20 protein-coding genes are annotated in these 15,106 nt (G+C 69.2%); all 20 read right to left on the bottom strand.

Annotation, left to right across the window (positions count from 1 at the left end; translation table 11 throughout):
• Window positions 1-20: 20 nt before the first annotated feature.
• Window positions 21-1,070 carry an LLM class flavin-dependent oxidoreductase gene (locus SHK19_RS04310; RefSeq protein WP_322456735.1) on the bottom strand — a complete coding sequence of 350 codons (1,050 nt, stop codon included), beginning with the start codon at window positions 1,068-1,070 and terminating at the stop codon, window positions 21-23.
• Between the two features lie 169 nt (window positions 1,071-1,239).
• Window positions 1,240-3,801 carry an FHA domain-containing protein gene (locus SHK19_RS04305; protein ID WP_322456736.1) on the bottom strand — a complete coding sequence of 854 codons (2,562 nt, stop codon included), beginning with the start codon at window positions 3,799-3,801 and terminating at the stop codon, window positions 1,240-1,242.
• 67 nt (window positions 3,802-3,868) lie between these two features.
• Entirely contained in the window at window positions 3,869-4,903 is a 1,035-nt protein-coding gene (locus SHK19_RS04300) for a TerC family protein (protein ID WP_322456737.1), read from the bottom strand.
• Window positions 4,904-5,871: 968 nt separating this feature from the next.
• A complete protein-coding gene (locus SHK19_RS04295) occupies window positions 5,872-6,969 on the bottom strand; it encodes an isochorismate synthase (protein ID WP_322456738.1) in 1,098 nt (365 codons plus the stop codon).
• Between the two features lie 29 nt (window positions 6,970-6,998).
• Window positions 6,999-7,835: a type I methionyl aminopeptidase gene (gene map / locus SHK19_RS04290; RefSeq protein WP_322456739.1), complete on the bottom strand. Its 837-nt coding sequence runs from the start codon at window positions 7,833-7,835 to the stop codon at window positions 6,999-7,001.
• A 14-nt stretch (window positions 7,836-7,849) separates the two neighbouring features.
• A complete protein-coding gene (locus SHK19_RS04285) occupies window positions 7,850-8,425 on the bottom strand; it encodes an adenylate kinase (RefSeq protein ID WP_322456740.1) in 576 nt (191 codons plus the stop codon).
• A complete protein-coding gene (gene secY, locus SHK19_RS04280; RefSeq protein ID WP_322456741.1) occupies window positions 8,422-9,729 on the bottom strand; it encodes a preprotein translocase subunit SecY in 1,308 nt (435 codons plus the stop codon). The genes SHK19_RS04285 and secY overlap by 4 nt, the downstream gene beginning before the upstream one ends.
• A 121-nt stretch (window positions 9,730-9,850) precedes the next feature.
• Complete coding sequence (rplO, locus tag SHK19_RS04275) at window positions 9,851-10,291, bottom strand: 50S ribosomal protein L15 (protein WP_322456742.1); 441 nt, start codon at window positions 10,289-10,291, stop codon at window positions 9,851-9,853.
• Between the two features lies 1 nt (window position 10,292).
• Complete coding sequence (gene rpmD / locus SHK19_RS04270) at window positions 10,293-10,475, bottom strand: 50S ribosomal protein L30 (RefSeq protein ID WP_322456743.1); 183 nt, start codon at window positions 10,473-10,475, stop codon at window positions 10,293-10,295.
• Window positions 10,475-11,110 (bottom strand): 30S ribosomal protein S5, encoded by a 636-nt coding sequence (gene rpsE / locus SHK19_RS04265; RefSeq protein WP_322456744.1) that lies wholly within the window; start codon window positions 11,108-11,110, stop codon window positions 10,475-10,477. Before rpsE ends, rpmD begins: the two co-directional genes overlap by 1 nt.
• 28 nt (window positions 11,111-11,138) lie before the next feature.
• On the bottom strand, window positions 11,139-11,522 hold the full coding sequence (gene rplR, locus SHK19_RS04260; RefSeq protein WP_322456745.1) for a 50S ribosomal protein L18: 384 nt from the start codon (window positions 11,520-11,522) through the stop codon (window positions 11,139-11,141).
• A 2-nt stretch (window positions 11,523-11,524) separates the two neighbouring features.
• Window positions 11,525-12,076 carry a 50S ribosomal protein L6 gene (rplF, locus tag SHK19_RS04255; protein ID WP_322456746.1) on the bottom strand — a complete coding sequence of 184 codons (552 nt, stop codon included), beginning with the start codon at window positions 12,074-12,076 and terminating at the stop codon, window positions 11,525-11,527.
• A gap of 25 nt (window positions 12,077-12,101) precedes the next feature.
• Window positions 12,102-12,506, bottom strand: a complete 405-nt coding sequence (rpsH, locus tag SHK19_RS04250; protein ID WP_322456747.1) for a 30S ribosomal protein S8 — start codon at window positions 12,504-12,506, stop codon at window positions 12,102-12,104.
• Between the two features lie 76 nt (window positions 12,507-12,582).
• The gene (locus SHK19_RS04245) at window positions 12,583-12,768 is read right to left on the bottom strand and encodes a type Z 30S ribosomal protein S14 (protein ID WP_011757321.1); all 186 of its coding nucleotides are present in this window, start codon (window positions 12,766-12,768) and stop codon (window positions 12,583-12,585) included.
• A 5-nt stretch (window positions 12,769-12,773) separates the two neighbouring features.
• The gene (gene rplE, locus SHK19_RS04240) at window positions 12,774-13,355 is read right to left on the bottom strand and encodes a 50S ribosomal protein L5 (protein ID WP_322456748.1); all 582 of its coding nucleotides are present in this window, start codon (window positions 13,353-13,355) and stop codon (window positions 12,774-12,776) included.
• On the bottom strand, window positions 13,355-13,735 hold the full coding sequence (gene rplX / locus SHK19_RS04235) for a 50S ribosomal protein L24 (protein ID WP_322456749.1): 381 nt from the start codon (window positions 13,733-13,735) through the stop codon (window positions 13,355-13,357). Before rplX ends, rplE begins: the two co-directional genes overlap by 1 nt.
• Window positions 13,735-14,103, bottom strand: coding sequence for a 50S ribosomal protein L14 (gene rplN, locus SHK19_RS04230; RefSeq protein ID WP_157341741.1), 369 nt, complete (start codon window positions 14,101-14,103; stop codon window positions 13,735-13,737). Before rplN ends, rplX begins: the two co-directional genes overlap by 1 nt.
• Window positions 14,104-14,171: 68 nt before the next feature.
• Window positions 14,172-14,450: a 30S ribosomal protein S17 gene (rpsQ, locus tag SHK19_RS04225; protein ID WP_322456750.1), complete on the bottom strand. Its 279-nt coding sequence runs from the start codon at window positions 14,448-14,450 to the stop codon at window positions 14,172-14,174.
• Window positions 14,447-14,686 carry a 50S ribosomal protein L29 gene (gene rpmC / locus SHK19_RS04220; protein ID WP_322456751.1) on the bottom strand — a complete coding sequence of 80 codons (240 nt, stop codon included), beginning with the start codon at window positions 14,684-14,686 and terminating at the stop codon, window positions 14,447-14,449. The genes rpsQ and rpmC overlap by 4 nt, the downstream gene beginning before the upstream one ends.
• Entirely contained in the window at window positions 14,686-15,105 is a 420-nt protein-coding gene (gene rplP, locus SHK19_RS04215) for a 50S ribosomal protein L16 (RefSeq protein WP_322456752.1), read from the bottom strand. The genes rpmC and rplP overlap by 1 nt, the downstream gene beginning before the upstream one ends.
• Between the last annotated feature and the right edge of the window lies 1 nt (window position 15,106).

Genomic DNA, 15,106 nt, shown 5'->3' with positions numbered 1-15,106 from the left:
GCCGCGCAGGCTAGCGGTGCTCAGCTCCCGAGCAGCTCAAGGGTCCGCACCCGGGCCGGCGCGCTGCCCGGATCGGTGCCGGCCACGGCGCCCGCGACCGGGTGCACCATCACCTCGTCGACGTCGTACGACGCCGCCAGCCGCTCGATCTCCGCCAGAGCACCGTCCGCGTCGCCGATCACCCAGCGGCGCCGCATGGCGTCGATCAGGCTCTGGTGCGACTCCGGCAGTCCGTCGGCGACATCCTTCTCGGCGTCCTCGACCAGGCGCTGGGCGGTCAGCGGCTGCCCGGTGCGGAGCGCGACCATCTGCAGCAGCTGCGGAAGAGCCAGCCGCTCGGCCTCGTCGACCGAGTCCGCGACCGCGGCGTTGACCGTGAGGAAGGTGCGCGGCGCCTCGAGCTCGGGCGAGGGGCGGAAGGTGCTGCGGTAGAGATCCAGCGCCTCGGCCGTGCCCGACCCGGAGAAGTGGTGGGCGAAGACGTAGGGCATCCCTTTCTCGGCCGCGAGCCGGGCGGAGTAGTCGGACGAGCCGAGCAACCAGATCTGCGGGACCGACCCGGCCGACGGGGTCGCCTTCAGCACGTGGGTGCGGCCACGCAGCGCGAGGCCGACGCCGTCCGGCTCCATCATCGCGAGCACGTTGTCGACGTACTCAGGGAACCGGTTGACCGCCTCGTCGCTGACACCGCCGGCACCGTGCCGCAGCGCCCACGACGTGACCGGGTCGGTGCCCGGTGCCCGGCCGATGCCGAGATCGATCCGGCCCGGGAAGGCCGCTTCGAGAAGCGCGAACTGCTCGGCGACGACGAGCGGGGCGTGGTTGGGGAGCATCACCCCGCCGGAACCGACCCTGATCCGCGAGGTCCGCCCGGCCAGCAGTCCGACGAGGACCGGCGGGTTGGTGGCGGCGACCGCCGGCATGTTGTGGTGCTCGGCGACCCAGTAGCGGCGGAACCCGAGCCGGTCGGCCGTGCGCGCGAGCTCGATGGAGGCGGCGACGGCGTCGGCGGACGTCTGGTCGGAGCGGACCGGGACCAGGTCGAGGACGGAGAGGACGGGAGATGGCATCTCCAATAACAAGACTGCGAGCGCCCGGGACATTCCCAGCCCGCCGGCTGGTCGCGCGGCAGCGTGGCGCACCGCGGGCGAAACCCGCATCGTGCGGTGCCCGCGGGTCGAGCGGAGCGATGGCCCGTGCGGTGCCGCACGATGGTGCGACGCGCTCGCGCAATCCGGATCAGTCCTCCGTAGCGCTGCGGTAGGTGAGCCACATGCCGATGCCGAACGCGACCGCGCCGAGGAAGCCGAGCACAGCGAGGTCCATGAAGTAGTGACCGGCGCCGGCGAGCGCGATCCAGTCCTCGTCCTCGCGGTCCACCTGGCCGCGGACCAGTCCCATCGCCGACGCACAGGCGGCGTAGCCCCACCGGGAGGGGGAGAGCCAGGCGACCTGCTCGAGGACCGGCCGGCCGGCGATCGCGAACAGAGACCCGGAGAGCACGAGCTGGATCATGATGACGCCGACGAGGGTCGGCATCGTCTGCTCGGTGCTCGTCACGAGGGCCGACAGCGCCAGCCCCACGACCGCCATGGTGAACGCGAGCGCACCGATCGTGAACGCGACCCGCAGCGTGCCCAGCTGGCCGTCGGCGCCCGGCAGGCCGACGACGGCGATGAACGTGACCAGGAGACCCTGGACGAACGCCGCGGTGCCGAGCACCAGCACCTTGCTGAGGAAGTAGACCCCGGGCGACAGCCCTACGGCGTACTCCCGGCGGAAGATCGGCCGCTCCCCCACCAGCTCCCGGATGGCGATCGCGGTGCCCATCAGGCAGGCGGCGACCAGGAGCACGATCAGTCGCTGGGTCGCCTCGCCCGGGTCGAAGATCATCCGGACGGGCGGGCCGACCGGCGTCTCCCCTTGGAAGGCCTGGCACATCCCGTCGCCGATCCGCTCGGTCTGACCGGGACAGCGTCGGGTGTCGTCGAGCGAGAGGCCGCTCGAGCCGGGCACCAGCCGGCTGAGCCCGCCCAGGATCAGCGGCAGCAGGAGCAACATGCCGAGGAGCAGCCGGTCCGAGACGACGACCGCGGCGTTGCGGCGGACCAGTGTCGACAGCTGGCGGCCGAGCGACTGACGAGGCGGGGCCGGTACGCCCGCGGTGGGCGGTGGCAGCGCGCCGGTCGTCGCCGCGAGCGGGGCCGGTGCGGGGATCCGCTGCCAGAGGTTGGGGTCGTCGAGGAGGTCGAAGACCTCCGGATAGCTGGCGCAACCGAAGTGGGCGAGCACGCCCGACGGTGGTCCGAAGTACGCGATCCGGCCACCCGGCGCGAGCACCATGACGTCGTCGCAGACGTCGAGCGCCAGCACGGAGTGGGTGACGACCATGACCACCCGGCCGCCGTCGGCGAGGCCACGGAGCTGCTTCATCACCTCGAGGTCGAGTCCCGGGTCGAGCCCGGACGTCGGCTCGTCGAGGAACAGCAGCGGCGGTGCGGTGAGCAGCTCTGTAGCGATCGACACCCGCTTCTTCTGGCCGCCCGAGAGCTGGGTGCCGATCCGGTTGTCGAGCCGCGACGTCAGCTGGAGCTGGTCGGCGACCTGGTGCACCCGGGCGTCCTGCTCGGGCCTGCTGGTGTCAGGTGGGAGCCGGAGCTGGGCGGCGAACCGGAGCGCCTGGCGCACCTTGAGCTGCGGGTGCTGGATGTCCTGCTGCGGCACCAGTCCGATCTGGAACCGGAGCTGGTCGTAGTGGGCGTAGAGGTCGTGCCCCTGCCAGATGACCCGTCCGTGCGTCGCGGGCCGGAGGCCGGTGAGGGCACCGAGAAGCGTCGACTTGCCGGCACCGGACGGACCGATCACCGCGGTCAGGCTCGACGGCCGGAGCTTGAACGACGCGTGCTGGAGCAGCTGCCGTCCGTCCGGGAGGACGGTGGTCAGGCCGTCCGCGTACAGCGTGAACTCGTGGGTCGTCGCGGACGCCAGCAACTGGGTGCCGTCCCAGCGGAACGTCTGGTTGCCGAAGATCACCTCGGCGCCCACCGCGAGCTGCGCCGACCCCTCGACCTTGCGGCCGTTGACGAAGGTGCCGTTGAAGCTGCCGAGGTCCTGCAGGACGGCCGGCTGCCCGGGACCGCCGGGCTGGAGCACGGCATGGTGCCGGCTGACGAGCGGATCATCGAGGACGACGGCGTTGTCCTGGCCGCGGCCGATGGTGAGCGCTTTCCCTGCGGCGACCTGCTGCGGGAGCACGACCGACTGGTTGTGCGGCAGCTGGCCGGGCGGGACCACCTCCTGCGGCTGCCAGGCGTCCGCCGGCGCCGCGCCCGCCGGCAGCTGGGGCGGCGGCAGGTTGCGCCACCACTCGGAGTCCGGCGACGACGGCTGTTTCGAGGGAGGCTGGTACGGCGGAGGCGGGCTCGTGGCAGCGGGTTGCTGAGGAGGCCGGACGGGTCGCGACGCCGGCCCCGGGGCGGGAACATCGACCAGGCTGACGACCACTGCCTCGCCCGCCGGACCGCCCACGTGGAGGCTCAGCGGGTTCACCGGCACGGCCATCCGGTCGATCCGCTGACCTCGCACGAACGTCCCGTTGCTGCTGGTGTCGACCACGATCCAGCCGTCACCCTCGCGCTGCACGACGGCGTGGTGCCGCGACGCGCTGGGCTCGCTGACGACGACCTGGCAGTCGGCCTCGCGACCGATCAGCACGCGGTCGCCGTCGTACGTCCTCGTCATCCCGGCCGACTCCACCCGCAGGTGCGGTCGGCCGGCGTGACGGCTGGGTGCGTTCGTCATGGGCCTCGTCGGGAGTCTGGAAGCGGGAAGTGCAGCAGAACCCTAACGGTGCCCAGCCTGGGGCGGGTCAGTCCTTCCAGTCCGCGCCCGGGGTGTCGTCGAGATCGCTCGCCACGGCCTCGGCCTCGCGGTCGTCCTTGGCGGACTTGGCCAGGCTGGCGACGGCGGTCAGGACCAGCGTCGCGATGATGACGCCGAGACTGACCAGAGACGAGATCTCCGGGGCGGCCGTCACGTGGTGACCGTCGTTGATGAAGGGCAGCTCGTTCTCGTGCAGGGCGTGCAGCACCAGCTTCACGCCGATGAACGCGAGGATGAACGCCAGGCCCAGGGAGAGGTAGACCAGCCGCTGCAGGAGTCCGCCGAGCAGGAAGTAGAGCTGCCGGAGGCCCATCAGGGCGAACACGTTCGCCGTGAAGACGAGGTACGGCTCCTGGGTGATCCCGAAGATCGCCGGGATCGAGTCCAGCGCGAACAGGATGTCGGTGACGCCGAGCGCGATGATCACGATCACGATCGGCGACACGAGGCGGACGCCGTTCTCGTGGTACCAGAGCTTCAGCCCGTGGTACGACTCGCCGACCTTCAGGTGGCTGCGGGCGAACCGCACCGCCACGTTGTCCTCGGGGTGCTCGTCCTCATGGGTGCGGTACGACTTCACCAGCCCGTAGGCCGTGTAGACCAGGAATGCCCCGAAGATGTAGAACACCCAGCTGAAGTTCTCGATGAGGGCGTAGCCGAGCGCAATGAAGATGCCGCGGAAGATCAGCGCGAGCACGATGCCGACGAGCAGCGCCTCCTGCTGGTACTTCCTGGGCACCTTGAGCGCCGCCATCAGGATGATGAAGACGAAGAGGTTGTCGATCGACAACGAGTACTCCGTCAGCCAGCCGGTGTAGAACTCGATGCCGTAGTCCTGGCCGTGGTGGAGCCACACGAAGAGTCCGAACGCCAGCGCCGCACCGATGTAGAAGCTGAGCGCAACCGCGCACTCCCTCATCGAGGGCTCGCGCGGGTCGCGGGCGATGACGATGACGTCGAACAACAGCACGCCGATGGTGGCGGCGATCGTGATGGTCCATTCCAGGGTGGTGACGTCCACTGAGAGCCTCTCGGTGATCGGGGGTCGGCCGGTCGCCCGAGGTCTCTTCCGCCACCGACCGGCGACCTGCGCTCCCGGGCCCGAACCCGTAGGTCCGACCGTACTGACGAGAACGCAGCGGAGGAATACTCCCCTCTGGTGAAGTCATCCTTCCACAGCCCCCGGCGGGCTCCCGCATCGCCATCTCCTCGCGGACACCGCCGAGGCAGATGTGGTCCGGGCCGGTCGTTCCCGGCGCTACGCGCCGGGTTTTCCGCGCTTCGCGCGGGGGGTGGGTTGGTGGGTCGTCGCCTGGGTGGGTGTGGCGGGCGGTGCGGTGGCTTCCGGTGCGGGGCGAGACCCCGAGCGGGCTGCAAACCGTGGCCTGCCGGCCTGGATGTGACACGGGCTGGACGTCCCGTGTCATGGGAAAGGGTGGATGCCGTTCCTGCGACAGGGCAGACGAAGAGAGGCCGGCAGGCCCCGACTTGCCCGCCCGGGGTCCCGCTCCGCACCGGCCACCGCACCGCCCGCCACTCCCACGGCTCAGGGGGCTCGGGGTGGGTGGGTTTCCCTGTGTCGGACCGGCCGCTCGTGTGGGAGAGGACGACCGACCCCGTGGTGGGTCCGTTCCTGCCAGGGCGCCGACCCGGAGGACATGGGTGAACCTCATCCTCCCCGAACCTCGAGCCGTGGGTGTGGCGGGCGCGGCCGCCTTGGCGCGGTGCGGGGCGTGGGGCCCGGCGGGCAAGTCGGGGCCTGCCGGCTTGTGCTGATCGCCCCTGTCGCAGGAACCTCATCCGGCTGTCCCATGCCATGGGGCATCCGGCCCGATGGGTGGGTCCGGCCGGCAGGCCACGGTTTGCAGCCCGTCGGGGCCCATGCCCCGCACCGCCCCCAACCGGCCACGCCCGCCACACCCACCAGGCGACAACCCACCAACCCAAACCCGCGCGAAGCGCGGAAAAGACCGCGCGCGAAGCGCGCGGTTACAGGCCGGCCACGCGCCTCATCGTCTCCAGCTTGGCGCCGGTCTCCCGGACCTCGGAGGCGGGGTCGGAGCCGGCGACGACGCCGGCGCCGGCGAAGAGCCGCATCCGAGCGCCGTCGATCACGGCGGCGCGGATGGTGATCGCGAAGACCCCGTCGCCGGTGCCGTCGACCCAGCCGACACAGCCGGCGAAGTAGTCGCGCAGGTCGCCCTCGATGTCGGCGATCGCCTCGGCGGCGGCCGCGGCCGGCACTCCGCCGACTGCCGGGGTCGGGTGCAGCATCTGTGCGAGGCGGAGCGCGCTGGGTCCGCTCGCGGGGTCCTCGAGCCTCGCCGTGATCGGGGAGGCGAGGTGCCAGACGGTGTCGGTCGCGAGCAGGGTCGGGCCGGTCGGCGGCTCGACGTCGACGCACACCTCCTTGAGCGCGTGCACGATGGCGTCGACGACGAACGCGTGCTCGGCGAGGTCCTTGTCCGACTCGCGCAGTGCGGCGGCGCGGCGGCCGTCCTCGTCGGGATCGGCCGACCGCGGCACCGAGCCGGCCAACGGCGTGCAGGAGATCCGGTCGCCCTCGCGGCTGACGAGAAGCTCGGGGCTCGCACCCACGAGCAGCGGGCCGTCGTCGAGAGACTCTGTCAACGGCACCGAGAAGACGTAGCGACCCGGCCGGGTCACCAGCAGCCGGTCGATCACCTCGGCGGGCTCGAGCGGGGGGTCGCTGGTCACGTCGAGGCAGCGGCCGATGACGACCTTGCGGACCACGCCGGCCTCAATCTTGTCGAGCACGGCGCGGACCATGCCGGCGTAGGTCTCAGCGGTCGGGAACTCGCGTACCTCGGAGGCGCGCTCGCGGGGGGTCGACACGGGACGGCGCAGCGGCCGCTCGGAGCCGATGACCTGGTGCAGGATGCCTGGCGCACCGGCTGCGAACGACAGTGCGCCGATCGCCCGCTCCCCCGGCTGCAGCTCGGCGACGACCTGGTCGGCCCAGCCCGGGTCGGCTCCGTCAGGCGTGATCCAGGTGCGCAGCACCCGGTCGGCGAGGTAGGCGTCCTCGCCGGAGGCGAACAGCAGCGGACGCGGGGGCAGGGCCATGCTCGATGATAAGACGGGCCGTTCGGGAGTCACGTGGGGCCGCCGTACGGCGCACCCAGCCGCTCGAGGTCCGCCCGGCCGCCATCGTGGGCCGTGAGGACCCACACACCGTCGTCGGTGAGCGCGAACGTGTGCTCGAAGTGGGCCGCGACCGACCCGTCGGCGGTGACCACGGTCCACTCGTCGGCAGCCACCTCGGTCGCATGGGTGCCGAGGGTCAGCATCGGCTCGACGGCGAGCGCGAGGCCGTGCTTGAGCCGGGGTCCGCGACCGGCCCGCCCGTAGTTGGGTACGTCGGGCGGCAGGTGCATCTCGGTACCGATGCCGTGCCCGGTGTAGTCCTCGACGATCCCGTAGCCGCCTTCCGCGCGCACGTAGCGCTCGATGGCGTGCGAGATGTCGCCGACCCGGCCACCCGGCCTGGCCGCGGCGATGCCCTGCCAGAGCGCCTCCTCGGTGACCCGCATCAGCTCGGTCACCTCGGCCGGGGCGGCACCGACGGCGACGGTGATCGCGGCATCGCCGTGCCAGCCCTGCCCGGAGTCGTCGGCCACGATCGCCCCGCAGTCGATGGAGACGACGTCGCCCTCGGCCAGCACCTGCCCACCCGGGATCCCGTGCACGACCGCGTCGTTGACCGACGCGCAGATCGTGGCCGGGAACGGCGGGACGCCGTAGCCGAGGAACGACGGCCGCGCCCCCCGCGCCCGGATCAGCTCGTCCGCGATCCGGTCGAGCTCGGCCGTCGTGACCCCGGGCCGGACGGCGTCACGGACCGCTGCCAGGGCGTCGGCGACCACCAGTCCCGCCTCCCGCATCAGCAGGATCTGGTCAGGAGCTTTGATCTCCAGGCTCGAGCCGAACAACGTCGGTCGACGGACTAGCTCTGGTCGATCTGGTCGAGCGCCTCGAAGATCCGCTTCGTGACCTCTTCGACCTCGCCCATGCCGTCGATCTCGTGGACAAGGCCACGCTGCAGGTAGACGGCGATGAGCGGCTCGGTCTCGGCGAGGTAGATCTCCTGGCGGCGCCGGATGACCTCTTCGCTGTCGTCGGCGCGACCTTCGATCTCGGAGCGGGCCAGCAACCGCTGGACCAGCTCGTCGGAGTCGGCCTTGATGACGACGACCGCGTCCAGCTGGTGGCCGGTGTCGGCGATCATCGCGTCGAGCTCCTCGACCTGGGCCAGCGTCCGCGGGTAGCCGTCGAGCAGGAAGCCCGGGTCCGCGTCGGGCTCGGAGATGCGGTTGCGCACCATCTGGTTGGTGACCTCGTCGGGGACGTACTCACCCGCCTCCATGTACCGCTTCGCCTCGACGCCGAGGGGCGTGCCCTGGGAGACGTTGGCACGGAAGATGTCGCCGGTCGAGATCGCCGGGACCCCGAAGTGGTCGGCGATGAACTTGGCCTGGGTGCCTTTGCCGGCGCCCGGGGGGCCCATGAGAATCAGCCTCATCGAAGGAATCCTTCGTAGTTGCGCTGCTGGAGCTGGCTCTCGATCTGCTTCACCGTGTCGAGCGCGACGCCCACCATGATCAGGATGGACGTGCCGCCGAACGGGAAGTTCTGATTAGCCTCGATCAACACCAGCGCGATCAGCGGGATAAGCGAGATCAGACCCAGGTAGAGAGCCCCCGGCAGCGTGATGCGGGAGAGGACGTAGGACAGGTAGTCCTGGGTCGGCTTGCCCGCCCGGATTCCGGGGATGAAGCCGCCGTACTTCTTCATGTTGTCTGCCACCTCTTGTGGGTTGAAGGTGATCGACACGTAGAAGTAGGTGAAGAAGATGATGAGCAGGAAGTACGTCGCCATGTAGAGCGGGTGGTCACCGACGACGAAGTAGTCGGCGACGAACCTCACCCAGGCGGAGTCGCTCGTCTGGTTGAACTGGACTGCCATCGCCGGCAGGTAGAGCAGCGACGACGCGAAGATGACGGGGATGATGCCGGCCTGGTTGACCTTCAACGGGATGTACGTCGAGCTGCCGCCGAACATCTTGCGGCCCACCATCCGGCGGGCGTACTGGACCGGGATCCGGCGTTGCGCCTGTTCGATGAAGATGACGCCGGCCACGATCACGAGTCCGATCGCGATGACGATGCCGAAGGTCCACCAGCCGCGGGTCTTGCCGACCGACCACAGGGCGGCCGGGAAGGTCGCGACGACCTGCGTGAAGATCAGGATCGACATGCCGTTGCCGATGCCGCGCTCGGTGATCTGCTCGCCGAGCCACATGATCACCGCGGTGCCGGCGGTCATGGTCGTGACCATGACCAGGAAGGTCGTGGTGTTGTCCTCGTGCAGCAGCGGGTAGGTCTCGGTGTCGCAGTTCTGGAGCAGGGTGCCGGTGCGCGCGAGCGCGACGATGCCGGTGGCCTGGAGCAGCGCGAGACCGAGCGTCAGGTAGCGCGTGTACTGCGTGATCTTGGTCTGGCCGGCCTGGCCCTCCTTCTTGAGGGCCTCCAGCCGCGGGATCACGACGACCAGCAGCTGCAGGATGATGCTTGCCGTGATGTACGGCATGATCCCGAGCGCGAAGACGGTCAGCTGCAGCAGCGCGCCGCCGGAGAACAGGTTGATCAGGTTGTAGATGCCGGTGTTGTTGGCCTCGTCGCCGAGGCAGTGCTGGACGTTGGCGACGTTCACGCCGGGGGCCGGGATCTGGGAGCCCAGCCGGAAGACGAAGATGATGAACAGGACGAACAGCAGCTTGCGCCGCAGGTCCGGAGTCCGGAATGCGTTCACGAACGCGCTGAGCACTGAGGGTCCTCTTTCTCACGGGGCCGTCGACACCTGAGGGCCGTCGGGAAGCCTAACAGGGAGCGAGAAAGGCGCGGCCGACCTGCTGACCAGGTCGACCGCGCCTCATCTCACGAGTTCGTCACAGGACGGTGACGCTACCGCCGGCGCCCTCGATCTTCTCCTTGGCGGAGGCCGAGAAGGCGTTGGCGCTCACCGCGACCTTGACCGACAGCCGGCCCTGGCCGAGCACCTTGACGGGCTCGCCCTTGCGGACCGCGCCACGAGCCACGAGCTGCTCCGGGGTGACGTCGCCGCCGTCCGGGAAGAGCGCGCTGATCTTGTCGAGGTTGACGACCTGGTAGGTGACCTTGAAGGGGTTCTTGAAGCCCTTGAGCTTCGGCAGCCGCATGTGGATCGGCATCTGCCCACCCTCGAAGGACACGGGCACCTGGTTGCGGGCCTTCGTGCCCTTGGTGCCGCGACCCGCGGTCTTGCCCTTGGAACCCTCACCGCGGCCGACCCGGACCTTGGCCTTCTTGGCCCCCGGCGCCGGGCGCAGGTGATGCAGCTTGAGCGTCATTTCACTTCACCTCTTCGACCGTCACCAGGTGACGGACGGTCTGGACCATGCCGCGGATCTCCGGGCGGTCCTCCTTGACGACGACGTCACCGATCCGCTTGAGACCAAGCGTTCGCAGCGTCTCGCGCTGGTTCTGCTTGCAGCCGATCGACGACTTCTTCTGCTGGACCTTGAGCTGAGCCATCAGGAGGTCACCCCCGCCGCTGCCTTGGCGGCAGCAGCCTCGGCCTCGCCCAGCGCCTTGGCCTTGAGGAGCGCCGACGGGGCGACGTCCTCGACCGGGAGGCCACGGCGGGAGGCCACGGTCTCGGGCATCTCCAGCAGCTGCAGCGCCGCAACGGTCGCGTGCACGATGTTGATCTGGTTGGACGAGCCCAGCGACTTGCTGAGCACGTCGTGGATGCCGGCGCACTCGAGTACGGCGCGCACCGGGCCGCCGGCGATCACACCGGTACCGGGTGCGGCCGGACGCAGGAAGACGACGCCTGCCGCCTTCTCGCCCTGCACCGGGTGGGGGATGGTGCCCTGGATCCGGGGGACGCGGAAGAAGTTCTTCTTCGCCTCCTCGACACCCTTGGCGATCGCCGCGGGCACCTCCTTGGCCTTGCCGTAGCCGACGCCGACCAGTCCGTCACCGTCGCCGACGACCACGAGGGCGGTGAAGCTGAAGCGACGACCACCCTTCACGACCTTGGCGACGCGGTTGATCGCGACGACCCGCTCGACGTACTGGCTCTTGTCCGCGCCGCCGCGACGGTCGTCGCGACCGCCGCGTCCGCGGTCGCCACCGGAACGCTGTCCGCGCTGGGGTCCGCTCATGATTTCTCCTCAGTCCTTGCTATCGCGATCAGAAGGTCAGGCCACCGGCGCGGGCGCCGTCGGCCAGGGCCGCGATGCGACCGTGGTACTTGTTGCCGGCCCGGTCGAAGACGACCGAGTCGACACCGAGCTCCTTGGCACGGACGGCAACGAGCTCGCCGACCTTCTTCGCCTTGGCGGTCTTGTCGCCATCGAACGACCGCAGGTCGCCCTCCATGGTGGAGGCAGAGACCAGGGTCTTGCCCACCAGGTCGTCGACGACCTGGACGGTGATGTGCTTGCTCGACCGGGTCACCACCAGGCGCGGACGCTCGGCGGTGCCGGAGATCTTCTTGCGGCCCCTGATCTGCCGGCGCAGCCGCGACTTGGCGCGCGCCGAGAGGTGCCGCTGGTGCTTGAGTGTGATGGCCATGGTCACTTACCAGCCTTTCCGACCTTGCGGCGGACATGCTCGCCGGCGTACCGGACGCCCTTGCCCTTGTACGGCTCGGGCTTGCGGAGCTTGCGGATGTTGGCGGCGACCTCGCCGACCTGCTGCTTGTCGATGCCGAGGACGCCCAGCTTGGTCGGACCGTCGACGGTGAAGGTGATGCCCTCCGGCGCGTCGAAGACGATCGGGTGCGAGTAGCCGAGCTGGAACTCCAGCTGGGTCGGGCCCTTGGACAGGACGCGGTAGCCGACGCCCACGATCTCCAGCTTCTTCTCGTAGCCCTCGGTCACGCCCACGACCATGTTGTTGATCAGGGTGCGAGTCAGTCCGTGGAGCGACTTGCTGATCCGCTCGTCGTTCGGACGCTTGACGTCGAGGACGACGGAGCCGCCCTCGTCGCTGCGCTCGACGACGATCGGGTCGGCGACCGTGTGGGTCAGGGTCCCCTTGGGGCCCTTCACCGTCACCACGGGGCCATCGAGCGCCACGTCGACGCCGGACGGGACCGGGACGGGGAGCTTGCCAATGCGCGACATTGCTATTCCTCTCTTCCTGGTCTCGTCACCAGACGTAGGCGAGGACTTCCCCACCCACGCCCTTCTGGTTGGCCTGCCGGTCGGTCAGCAGGCCCTGGCTCGTCGAGATGATCGCGACACCCAGGCCGCCGAGCACCTTCGGGAGGCCCGTGTGCTTGGCGTAGACCCGGAGGCCCGGCTTGCTGATCCGGCGGACGCCGGCAATGGAGCGCTCACGGTTGCGGCCGTACTTGAGCGTGATCGTCAGCGTCTTGCCGACGCCGTTCTCGTTGTCGGCCACGTCGAAGGAGGTGATGTACCCCTCCTGCTTGAGGATCTCCGCGACGCCCTGCTTCAGCTTGCTGTACGGCATCGCCACCGCGTCGTGGTACGCCTGGTTGGCGTTGCGCAGACGAGTGAGCATGTCTGCGATCGGGTCGGTCATCGTCATGGTTTGTGTTTTCCTTCTGCTGCGGTTTCCGCCCGCACCCGGGGGTGAGGAGCGGACCTTCAGCTGTTAGTGGTGATTACCAGCTCGACTTGGTGACGCCGGGCAGCTCGCCCCGGTGGGCCATCTCCCGCAGGCAGATCCGGCACAGGCCGAACTTGCGGTAGACCGCCTTGGGGCGCCCGCAGCGCTGGCAACGGGTGTAGCCACGCACCGCGAACTTGGGCTTGCGCGCGGCCTTGACCTTGAGCGCAGTCTTCGCCATATCTCTCAGTTCTCCTTGAACGGGAACCCGAGCTGCTTGAGAAGCGCCCGTCCCTGCTCGTCGTTGGTGGCGGTGGTGACGATCGTGATGTCCATGCCCCGCTGCCGGTCGACCTTGTCCTGGTCGATCTCGTGGAACATGACCTGCTCGGTGAGGCCGAACGTGTAGTTGCCCTTGCCGTCGAACTGCTTCGGGCTGAGGCCACGGAAGTCACGGATGCGCGGCAGCGCCAGCGTCAGCAGCCGGTCGAGGAACTCCCACATCCGGTCGCCCCGCAGCGTGACGTGCGTGCCGATCGGCATGCCCTCGCGCAGCTTGAACTGGGCGATCGACTTGCGGGCCTTCGTGACGGCCGGCTTCTGGCCGGTGATCGCCGTCAGGTCGCGGATCGCGCCCTCGATCAGCTTCGAGTCGCGGGCAGCCTCGCCGACACCCATGTTGACCACGATCTTGGTCAGGCCGGGCACCTGCATGACGTTGGCGATCTCGAACTCCGACCGGAGCGCGGGGAGGATCTCCTCGCGGTACCTGGTCTTCAGGCGCGGGGTGACCCGCTCGGCGACCGGAGCGTCAGTGGTCTCGCTCATCAGATTTCCTTCCCCGTCTTGCGGGAGATCCGGACGCTGCGCGTCGACGGGTACTCCGAGCCGTCCGGGCGGCGCTTGGTGACCTCGACCCGCTTGTATGCGATCCGGGTGACGCCATCACCCTCGACCAGCATCACGTTGGACACGTGGATGGGGGCCTCGGTGGTGATGATCCCGCCGGTGTTGCCGGCGCGACCGCCCTGGTTGACGACCTTGGTGTGCTTCTTGATCCGGTTGACGCCCTCGACGATCACCCGCTGCTCCTCACGGAGCACCTTGATGACCTTGCCCTCGGCGCCCTTGTCCTTGCCCGCGATCACCTTGACGGTGTCGCCCTTCTTGATGGAGATCTTCGGCGACTTCTTCTGGCTGTTGGCCATCACAGCACCTCCGGGGCGAGCGAGATGATCTTCATGAACTTCTTCTCACGCAGCTCACGGCCTACGGGGCCGAAGATGCGGGTGCCGCGCGGCTCGCCGTCGCTCTTGAGGATCACCGCGGCGTTCTCGTCGAAGCGGATGTACGAGCCGTCGGGCCGCCGGCGCTCCTTGACGGTGCGCACGATGACCGCCTTGACGACGTCACCCTTCTTGACGTTGCCGCCGGGGATCGCGTCCTTGACGGTGGCGACGATGACGTCGCCGATCCCGGCGTAGCGACGACCCGAGCCGCCGAGAACCCGGATGCAAAGGATCTCCTTGGCACCGGTGTTGTCGGCGACCTTCAGTCGCGACTCCTGCTGAATCATCAGTTTCTCCTATGTCGTGCCGGTTCTCGCCGCCACAGCGGGTGACGAGCCTTGCCGAACTCGATGGGTTACTTCGCGCGCTCGAGGACGCGGACGACGCGCCAACGCTTGGTAGCGGACAGCGGCCGGGTCTCCATGATCAGGACGCGGTCGCCGACGCCGCACTCGTTCTGCTCGTCGTGCGCCTTGAGGCGGGTGTTGCGTCGCATGACCTTGCCGTAGAGGGCGTGCTTGACACGGTCCTCGACGGAGACGACCACGGTCTTGTCCATCTTGTCGCTCACGACCAGGCCCTCACGGGTCTTGCGCGAGTTGCGCTCCACGGTCTCGCCCTGCTTCTCGCTCATGCGCTCTCCTCCTCGGAGCCCGGAGCGGTCCGGATGCCGAGCTCGCGCTCGCGCACCACGGTGTAGATCCGGGCGATGTCCTTCTTGACCGTGCGAAGCCGACCGTGCGACTCCAGCTGGCCGGTGGCCGCCTGGAACCGGAGGTTGAACAGCTCCTCCTTGGCCTCGCGGAGCTTGGCCTCCAGGTCGACGTCGTTGAGCTCGTCGAGCTCGTGGGCCTTCAGGTCCTGGCTCATCAGAACTCACCAGCCTCTCGGGTGACGAAGCGGCACTTCATGGGCAGCTTGTGGATGGCGCGGCGCATCGCCTCGCGGGCGATGTCCTCCGGCACACCGGACAGCTCGAACATGACGCGACCGGGCTTGACGTTGGCGACCCACCACTCGGGCGAGCCCTTGCCGGAACCCATCCGGGTCTCGGCCGGCTTCTTGGTGAGCGGGCGGTCCGGGTAGATGTTGATCCACACCTTGCCGCCACGCTTGATGTGACGAGTCATGGCGATACGTGCGGACTCGATCTGCCGGTTGGTCACGTAGTGACCCTCGACCGCCTGGATCCCGAAGTCACCGAACGCGAGCGTGGTGCCACCCTTGGCGGCACCCCGACGCTTCGGGTGGTGCTGCTTGCGGTGCTTGACGCGACGCGGCATCAACATG

The organism is Nocardioides bizhenqiangii, from assembly GCF_034661235.1.
Classification (GTDB): Bacteria; Actinomycetota; Actinomycetes; order Propionibacteriales; family Nocardioidaceae; genus Nocardioides; species Nocardioides bizhenqiangii.
The sequence above is the reverse complement of the archived record's forward strand: the minus strand, read 5'-3'. Positions and strand labels throughout refer to the sequence as shown.

Excerpts from the sequence above, each read along its gene's own strand:
- rpsQ (WP_322456750.1), bottom strand. The coding sequence starts at position 14,450 with ATGAGCGAGAAGCAGGGCGAGACCGTGGAGCGCAACTCGCGCAAGACC.
- rpmC (WP_322456751.1), bottom strand. The coding sequence starts at position 14,686 with ATGAGCCAGGACCTGAAGGCCCACGAGCTCGACGAGCTCAACGACGTC.
- rplP (WP_322456752.1), bottom strand. The coding sequence starts at position 15,105 with ATGTTGATGCCGCGTCGCGTCAAGCACCGCAAGCAGCACCACCCGAAG.
- rpsH (WP_322456747.1), bottom strand. The coding sequence starts at position 12,506 with ATGACGATGACCGACCCGATCGCAGACATGCTCACTCGTCTGCGCAAC.
- rplE (WP_322456748.1), bottom strand. The coding sequence starts at position 13,355 with ATGAGCGAGACCACTGACGCTCCGGTCGCCGAGCGGGTCACCCCGCGC.
- SHK19_RS04295 (WP_322456738.1), bottom strand. The coding sequence starts at position 6,969 with ATGGCCCTGCCCCCGCGTCCGCTGCTGTTCGCCTCCGGCGAGGACGCC.
- rplF (WP_322456746.1), bottom strand. The coding sequence starts at position 12,076 with ATGTCGCGCATTGGCAAGCTCCCCGTCCCGGTCCCGTCCGGCGTCGAC.
- SHK19_RS04245 (WP_011757321.1), bottom strand. The coding sequence starts at position 12,768 with ATGGCGAAGACTGCGCTCAAGGTCAAGGCCGCGCGCAAGCCCAAGTTC.
- rplX (WP_322456749.1), bottom strand. The coding sequence starts at position 13,735 with ATGGCCAACAGCCAGAAGAAGTCGCCGAAGATCTCCATCAAGAAGGGC.
- rplN (WP_157341741.1), bottom strand. The coding sequence starts at position 14,103 with ATGATTCAGCAGGAGTCGCGACTGAAGGTCGCCGACAACACCGGTGCC.
- rpsE (WP_322456744.1), bottom strand. The coding sequence starts at position 11,110 with ATGAGCGGACCCCAGCGCGGACAGCGTTCCGGTGGCGACCGCGGACGC.
- rplR (WP_322456745.1), bottom strand. The coding sequence starts at position 11,522 with ATGGCCATCACACTCAAGCACCAGCGGCACCTCTCGGCGCGCGCCAAG.
- rplO (WP_322456742.1), bottom strand. The coding sequence starts at position 10,291 with ATGACGCTCAAGCTGCATCACCTGCGCCCGGCGCCGGGGGCCAAGAAG.
- rpmD (WP_322456743.1), bottom strand. The coding sequence starts at position 10,475 with ATGGCTCAGCTCAAGGTCCAGCAGAAGAAGTCGTCGATCGGCTGCAAG.
- SHK19_RS04310 (WP_322456735.1), bottom strand. The coding sequence starts at position 1,070 with ATGCCATCTCCCGTCCTCTCCGTCCTCGACCTGGTCCCGGTCCGCTCC.
- SHK19_RS04305 (WP_322456736.1), bottom strand. The coding sequence starts at position 3,801 with ATGACGAACGCACCCAGCCGTCACGCCGGCCGACCGCACCTGCGGGTG.
- SHK19_RS04285 (WP_322456740.1), bottom strand. The coding sequence starts at position 8,425 with ATGAGGCTGATTCTCATGGGCCCCCCGGGCGCCGGCAAAGGCACCCAG.